The organism is Nakamurella sp. (genome assembly GCF_048594475.1).
GTDB lineage: Bacteria > Actinomycetota > Actinomycetes > Mycobacteriales > Nakamurellaceae > Nakamurella.
This window is the reverse complement of the sequence record NZ_JBMDXT010000453.1, coordinates 1-5,090: the sequence shown is the minus strand read 5'-3', so window position 1 is coordinate 5,090 and position 5,090 is coordinate 1. Positions and strand designations below refer to the sequence as shown.

At 71.2% G+C, this 5,090-nt stretch carries 4 protein-coding genes; 1 reads left to right on the top strand and 3 read right to left on the bottom strand.

Features of this window, described 5'->3' with window-relative positions; genetic code table 11:
- Positions 1-71: 71 nt before the first annotated feature.
- The gene (locus tag ACOJUF_RS20400; RefSeq protein WP_420123650.1) at positions 72-1,037 is read right to left on the bottom strand and encodes a glutamate ABC transporter substrate-binding protein; all 966 of its coding nucleotides are present in this window, start codon (positions 1,035-1,037) and stop codon (positions 72-74) included.
- 69 nt (positions 1,038-1,106) lie between these two features.
- The gene (locus tag ACOJUF_RS20395) at positions 1,107-1,835 is read right to left on the bottom strand and encodes an amino acid ABC transporter ATP-binding protein (protein ID WP_420123649.1); all 729 of its coding nucleotides are present in this window, start codon (positions 1,833-1,835) and stop codon (positions 1,107-1,109) included.
- 221 nt (positions 1,836-2,056) lie between these two features.
- On the opposite strand from ACOJUF_RS20395, the gene miaB reads away from it, so the two are divergent.
- Positions 2,057-3,574: a tRNA (N6-isopentenyl adenosine(37)-C2)-methylthiotransferase MiaB gene (gene miaB / locus ACOJUF_RS20390; protein ID WP_420123648.1), complete on the top strand. Its 1,518-nt coding sequence runs from the start codon at positions 2,057-2,059 to the stop codon at positions 3,572-3,574.
- A 213-nt stretch (positions 3,575-3,787) separates the two neighbouring features.
- Here miaB and ACOJUF_RS20385 read toward each other — a convergent pair.
- Positions 3,788-5,090 (bottom strand): DUF349 domain-containing protein (locus tag ACOJUF_RS20385; RefSeq protein WP_420123647.1); only part of this gene is annotated, 1,303 nt, incomplete at its 5' end.

The following is a 5,090-nucleotide window of genomic DNA, read 5'->3' as shown; positions in this document are numbered from 1 at the left end:
GGGGGGGGGGGGGGCCGCCTGTGGGGGGGCGGGGGGGGGGGGGGCGCCCCCCCCCCCCGGGCCTGGTCGGATCAGCTGGACGGCGTCGGCGGCGCCGGGATGGTGAAGCCCGACGGTCCGACGGTGTCCTCGAGGGCCTGCTTCCAGGACCCGTCGGCGATCATGGCCGCGATGGCCGCGTTGATCGCCTCGGTACCGGCGGTGTCGCCCTTCTTCAGGCCGATGCCGTAGTTCTCGGTCGAGAAGCCCTTGCCCACGACCTTGAGCTCACCGGGGTACTGCGAGGCGTACCCGGCGAGGATCACGTTGTCGGTGGTCACGGCATCGACGGCGCCCGAGCGCAGCGCCTCGACGCACTCGGTGTAGGTGCCGTACTCCTGCAGCGCCACGTCCTGCGCGTAGTTGTCCTTCACCTTCTGCGCCGAGGTCGAGCCGGTGACCGAGCAGAGGATCTTCCCGGCCATCGCCTCCGGGCCGGTGATGTCGGTGTTGTCCGACTTGACCAGCAGGTCCTGGGCGGCGACGAAGTACGGCCCGGCGAAGTTGACCTTCTCCTTGCGGGCATCGGTGATCGAGTACGTCGCGACGATGTAGTCCACCTCGCCGCGGTCGATCAGGCCCTCGCGTTCGGCCGACTTGGACTCGACGAAGGTGATGCCGCCCTCGGGAACCCCGAGCTTGCCGGCGACGTACTTGGCCACCTCGACGTCGAAACCGCTGAACGAGCCGTCCGGGTTCTTCAGCCCCAAGCCGGGCTGGTCGAACTTGATACCGACGGTGACCTTGCCCTCGCCGGCGTTCGTCATCACCTGCGAGTCGCCGGTGGCTCCGGCCGCCGCGCTGCTGGCGCCGGCGGCGGCGGACGACATCGCACTCTCGGCTCCCGACATCGCGCTGGCGGCGGCCGACGTCGCGGACGCCGCCGCGCTGGCCGCCGCACTGGTCGACGACGAGGTGGAACCGCTGCTGCAGCCGGTGACGACGAGGGCCAGCGCGGCCGCGCCGGCGATCGCCGATCCGATTCTGCGGAGTTTCATGCGGTGCTTCCTTCCGGTGATACTCGGCGCCGGGGCGGTCCCGGGCCGTGGGTAGATCCGGTGGGTCACTCAGTGGGTGAGGATCTTGCTCAGGAAGTCCTTGGCCCGGGTCGACGTCGGGTTGGTGAAGAACTCGTCCGGCCGGGCGTCCTCGACGATCTCCCCGTCGGCCATGAACAGGACGCGGTCGCCGGCCTTGCGGGCGAAGCCCATCTCGTGGGTGACGACGACCATCGTCATGCCCTCCTTGGCCAGCGAGGTCATCACGTCCAGCACCTCGTTGACCATCTCCGGGTCCAGGGCGCTGGTCGGCTCGTCGAACAGCATCACCTTGGGCTGCATCGCCAGCGCCCGGGCGATCGCGACGCGCTGCTGCTGGCCGCCGGAGAGCTGGGCCGGCAGCTTGTCCTTCTGCGACTCCACCCCCACCCGGCGCAGCAGCGACAGGGCCAGCTCCTCGGCCTTGCCCTTGTTCATCTTCCGGACCTTGATCGGCCCCAAGGTGACGTTCTGCAGGATCGTCTTGTGGGCGAACAGGTTGAACGACTGGAACACCATGCCCACGTCGGAGCGCAGCTGGGCCAGCGCCTTGCCCTCGTCGGGAAGCGGGGTGCCGTCGATCTCGATGTGCCCGGAGTCGATCGATTCCAGCCGGTTGATCGTGCGGCACAGGGTCGACTTGCCGCTCCCGGAGGGCCCGATGACGATCACCACCTGGCCGGTCGGGACCTCCAGCTGGATGTTCTTGAGCACATGCAGCGACCCGAAATGCTTGTCGACATCCCTCATCGAGATCATCGTTCGCCCGGTGCTCGTTGGTGTCGGGCCGTCGCTCACATAACCTCCCCGGTCGGCGCATCGTCACTCACAGGTTGTTCGAGACTGTCACACACGGCGGACACATGTGCGCCGGACGGGCGAGCTGTCATCGAACCTTTACGCAATCGGTGGCCCGCACCGGGCGATTCCACGGCCCCGGGCGGACGTCGCCGGCGCTCGCGCCAACTACCCTGAGTGCCGTGACCTCAGCAGTAACCGCCTCGACCGACGATTCCCGGACCTACCAGGTCCGGACCTTCGGCTGCCAGATGAACGTGCACGACTCGGAACGCCTGTCCGGCCTGCTGGAACAGGCCGGATACACGGCCGTGACCGACGGCGACCGGGCCGACGTCGTCGTGTTCAACACGTGCGCCGTGCGCGAGAACGCGGACAACAAGCTCTACGGCAACCTCGGGCACCTGGCGTCGGTCAAGGCCCAGCACCCCGGCATGCAGATCGCGGTCGGCGGCTGCCTGGCCCAGAAGGACCGCGGCGAGATCGTCCGCCGGGCGCCCTGGGTCGACGTGGTCTTCGGCACGCACAACGTCGGGTCGCTGCCGACCCTGCTCGAGCGGGCCCGGCACAATGCCCGGGCCGAGGTGGAGATCCTGGACGCCCTCGAGGTCTTCCCGTCCTCGCTGCCGGCCAAGCGCGAGTCGCACTACGCGGGCTGGGTGTCCATCTCGGTGGGCTGCAACAACACCTGCACCTTCTGCATCGTGCCGTCGCTGCGGGGCCGGGAGGCCGACCGCCGCCCCGGTGACGTGCTGGCCGAGGTGCAGATGCTGGTCGACGACGGCGTGCTGGAAGTGACCCTGCTCGGGCAGAACGTCAACTCCTACGGCGTGCAGTTCGGCGACCGTCAAGCGTTCGGCAAGCTGCTCCGCGCCTGCGGCCGGATCGAGGGACTGGAACGCGTCCGTTTCACCTCGCCGCACCCGAAGGACTTCACCACCGACGTCATCGAGGCGATGGCGCAAACGCCGAACGTGTGCCACCAGTTGCACATGCCGCTGCAGTCCGGGTCGGACCGCGTGCTCAAGGCGATGCGCCGCTCCTACCGGTCGGCGCGGTACCTCTCGATTCTCGCCGAGGTCCGCGACGCGATGCCCGACGCCGCCATCACCACCGACATCATCGTCGGCTTCCCGGGCGAGACCGAGGAGGACTTCGAGCAGACGCTCGAGGTCGCGCGGGCCGCCCGGTTCGCCGGCGCCTTCACCTTCCAGTACTCGCCGCGCCCGGGCACGCCGGCGGCGACGCTGCCCGACCAGGTGCCGCCGGACGTCGTGGCCCATCGCTTCGCGCGACTGACCGAGGTGGTCACCGCCGCGACGCTGGCCGGCAACGAGGCCCTCGTCGGCCGGACCGTCGAGGTTCTGGTCTCGGCCGGGGAGGGGCGCAAGGACGCGCGGAGCGGACGGTTGACCGGCCGCGGCCGGGACGGGCGCCTCGTGCACTTCGTCCCGGACCCCGCGCCGGCCGGCGGCCACGTCGACCGCGCCATCCGGCCCGGCGACGTCGTCACCACCGTGGTCACGCACGCGGCCCCGCACCATCTGGTCGCCGACGGCGGGGTCCTGACCCACCGCCGGACCCGGGCCGGTGATCGTTCCGAGGAGGGCACCGCACTGCTCACCCCGGGTGTGGGACTGGGCATGCCGGTGGTCGGGCGTCCCGCCCGGCGGCCGGAACCCGCCGGCGCCTGCGGCTGACCCACCCGCCGCCGACACCGTCGTCGGGACGGTCCCCCCGGGTGCCCGGGTGCCCGGGTGCCGGGGTGCCGGGTGCGTCGCGACCCGCGGCCGGAGGGCAAACCCGGCGTCACCCACACGCCGCCGCCGGTGCACAGGGACGACGCTGAGCCCGTCCGCGCACGGCGCGCCCACCGGGAGCGCGGAACGACCGTGCTCCCGGTGGGTCGACGGCTAGCGGTCGACCGCGTTCTGCGCGGTGCGGAGCCACTCCTCCCACTGCTTGGCCTGCGCCTCGGCCTGCTTGGCCTTGCGCTCGTCGCCGGAGGCGCGGGCCTTGGCCGCCTGCGCGTGGAACGACTCCACCCGCGCGCGGAACTGGGCCACCCGGGCCTCGGTCTCGGGATCGGTGCGACGCCAGTGCCGGTCCTCGGCGGCCTTGATCCGGTCCTCGACCGCCTTGAGGCGCTGGTCGAGTTCCCGGATCCGCTCCCGCGGGACCTTGCCGGCCGCTTCCCAGCGCTCCTGGATGGTGCGCATCCTGGCCTTGGCCTGGTCCAACCCGGCCGCCGGGTCGATCTTCTCGGCCTCGGCGAGGAGCTCTTCCTTCTTGGCGGCGTTCGTGGCGAACTCGGCGTCCCGCTCCGAGAACACCTTGTTCCGCCGGGAGAAGAACTTCTCCTGCGCCGCCCGGAACCGGCCCCAGAGCGCGTCCTCGACGTCGCGGGGCGCGCGGCCGGTGGCCTTCCACTCATCCATCAAGGTCCGGTACTTGGCCGCGGTCTCGCCCCACTCGTTGGACTCCGACAGCGCCTCGGCCCGCTTGATCAGCTCCTCCTTGGCCTCCTTCGCGGCCCCGCGCTGCTTGTCCAGCTCGGCGAAGTGCGACCCCCGGCGGCGGGTGAAGGTGTCCCTGGCCTTGGCGAACCGCTTCCACAGCGCGTCGTCGGTCTTCCGGTCGATGCCGCGGATGGTGCGCCATTCCTCGACGATGGCCTTGAGGCGATCACCGGTGGACTTCCACTGGGTCGAATCGTCCTGCGCCTCGCCCTCGGCGCACAGGTCCTCATTGGCCTTGATGGCCGCGTTGCTGGCGGCGATCCGGGCGGTGGAGGCACCGGCGATCGCGGCGTCGGCCACCCCGATGACGATCTCCAGCCGCACCGCGGCGTTGTCCAGATCGCCGATCGCGGGGAGCGACTCGACCTGATCGCGCAGCGCGATCGCCTGGGCCTTGGTGGCCTTGGGATCGCCCGTCCCGGAGGCCAGGCGTGCCTCCAGCAGGGCGATCTCGGTGTTGAAGTCGTCGAACTTGCGGCCGAAGTGGGCCAATCCCGCCTCGGCGTCGCCGGCCTGCCAGTTCCCGATGGCCCGCTCGCCCGCGGCGGTGTGCACGTAGACCACGCCGTCGTCGTCGATGCGTCCCCACTGGTGCGGGTCAACGCGCTCCACGAGGGGCTCGACCACGGCCGCGTGACCGGGGGCGGGCGCCGCGGCCGCCGGGACCGTTGTCGGCCGGGGCCCGCCCGGCCGGCCG